Here is a 2,361-nt window from a genome sequence, read left to right on the forward strand (position 1 = left end):
GCGCCCGGTGCCGCTCCGGGTGCTCCGCATCCCATGCCGCCCGGCATGATGCCGCCGCCCCCGCCTCCGGGGGCCGTACCGCCCCCTGGTCCCGGGGCCGCGCCGGGACAGACCATGCCGGGGCAGCCGACGTTCGGGCAGCCGGTGCCCGGCGGGCAACCCGCCCCAGGGCACCCGGCGCCCCCCGCCTACGGCTACCCCCAGCAGTCGCAGCCCACCGTCGGGCCCGGCTATCAGGCGGTACTGCGGTACCGGGCGCAGGACGGGTCGGAGCAGCAGTTGATCCGGCGGTCGGCGCCGGGGACCCCGCACCCGGAGTGGCAGATCTTCCACGAGCTGCGCGGCATGAACGTCCCCCCGGACCAAGTGCTGGAGCTCCACACCGAGTTGGAGTCCTGCGAACTGCCGGGGGCGTACTGCGCGCGGATGATCCGGGAGCAGTGGCCGCAGGCGAGGATCGCGAGCATCGCCCCGTACGGCACGGATCACGCGAGCCGGCAGCAGGGCATGCAGCAACTGCTGGAGCACCAGGGCGAGTTGCACCAGGTGGCGGACGGCCCCGCCCGCCCCGCGCCGGTGCGCGCGCCGTTGCCGCCCGTCCAGGCCGCGCCGCCGATCCCCCCGGAGGGGGTGGCGCAGGAGCTGGCCGGGGCGTTCGGTCCGGGTGTCTTCCGGTTCGAGCAGGCCGCGGTGGACCGCCAGGGCGTGCCGCCGGTCGTCGCGCACTCGCTGGTCGTGGCGGGGCTGCCGTTGGACATGGGGCCGTTCTTCTGGGCGCAGGCCCAGCCGGGGCGGCCGGTGCCGACGCTGGCCGAGCTGGCGGCCGAGCGCGGGGTGCGTCCGGCCTCCGACGCGGGCTCGTACCTCGTCATGGGCAGCGACTTCGGCAAGGCGGTCTGTGTGCAGTACGGCACGGCGAACATCGTCGCCGTGCCCGTGGAGGCCGGGCCGGGCGGTGCGCCGGTGCCGCCGCAGTTCGTGAACACGGGCCTGCCCGAGTTCCAGCGCTGTCTGGCCCTGCTCGGCCGGATGTGGCGGCTTCGGTTCGGCCTGAACCAGGAGCAGGCGGGCCGCTGGACCGTCGACTTCCAGGCCCAGCTCGCCTCGCTCGACCCGGCCGCGCTGGGCTCGCCGGAGAGCTGGTGGTCGGTGCTGCTCGAACAGATGTGGGACGGGTTGCTGTGACGTGCCGTACGGCGTCCGTATGACTTCCTGCCGCTGCTGATCCTCGCGTTCGAGGAGGGCCGGACCCGGTCGTGAGACCCGGGTCCGGCCCTCTTTGCGTGCGCGCTCGATGATGTGACGACCCGTCATGTCCGCCACCTGTGCGCGGAGTGTCGCGTTATGAACATTTCCGTCCGATACATCAAGATGTGCGCCAAATCATCATTTCGCGTTCGTCTGTGTCGTCGCGGAGAGGGGTTCCAGGATGAGCAGCGCACCGGTGTCACCCCCGGGGTTCGTGGCCCTGCGAGGGCGCGGCTACCGCCCCGACCAGGTCGACGCGTACGCCGGCGCCCTGTCCCGGGACCGGGACGCCGCCTGGGAACGGGCCGCCCGGCTCACCGTGCTCGCCAGGGAGATGGAGTCCGAGGTCGAGCGGCTGCGGGAGGTCGTGGCGACGCTGACCCCGCAGGCGTACGAGGCCCTCGGTGAGGGCGCCCGGCGGCTGTTCGAGCTGGGGCAGGAGGAGGCCGAGGCCGTGCGGGACCGGGCGCGACAGGAGGCGCAGCGCCTCGCGGACGAAGCGCGGGCGCACGCCGACGGCGTACGGGATGCCGCACAGGCGCACTACGACGCCGTGCGCGCCGAGGCCGAGGAGAGCGCCCAGCAGCGGCTGCTCGCCGCACGCGCCGAGGCCGCCGACATCCGGGTCGCCGCCCGGCGTGAGGTGAAAGCGGGACGCGGGAAGGTGCTCGCCGCCTTGCGCGAGGTACGCCGGCGCAGCCTCGCACTGCTCGCCGAGCAGGCCGAGGAGCACGCGGAGCGGTGTGCCGAGGTGCAGCGGGCCCACGAGGCACGGGCGGCCGAGGCGGGCGCCCGGGACGCCGAACGGGTGGCGCGGGCGAAGGAGTCGCTGGCGGAGGCGAAGCGCGGGTTCGCGGAGGCGGAGGCCGCGGGGGAGCAGCGCGAGGCGGACGCACGCGCGCGTGCGGCGGAGATCCTCGCCCAGGCGCGGGGCGAGGAGGAGCGCATCACCCGCGAGACGGAACGGGTGCTGCGGGAGCACGCGGAGGTCTGGGACGAGGTGCAGGCCGAGATGGACCTCGTACGCAGCAGCCTGACGGCGCTCACGGGGAAAGCGGCGACGGAGTAGGCGAGGAAGACGGAGAAGACGGAGAAGGCGGGGAAGGCGGGGAA

2 protein-coding genes are annotated in these 2,361 nt (G+C 74.4%); both read left to right on the forward strand.

All coding sequences use genetic code 11. From position 1 onward, the window contains the following. Window positions 1-1,185 (forward strand): SUKH-4 family immunity protein (locus EHS43_RS42835; RefSeq protein ID WP_260470979.1); only part of this gene is annotated, 1,185 nt, incomplete at its 5' end. Between the two features lie 244 nt (window positions 1,186-1,429). Beyond that, the gene (locus tag EHS43_RS42840) at window positions 1,430-2,317 is read left to right on the forward strand and encodes a cellulose-binding protein (RefSeq protein ID WP_125195856.1); all 888 of its coding nucleotides are present in this window, start codon (window positions 1,430-1,432) and stop codon (window positions 2,315-2,317) included. Window positions 2,318-2,361 lie beyond the last annotated feature (44 nt).

Source organism: Streptomyces sp. RP5T (assembly GCF_003933965.1).
GTDB lineage: Bacteria > Actinomycetota > Actinomycetes > Streptomycetales > Streptomycetaceae > Streptomyces.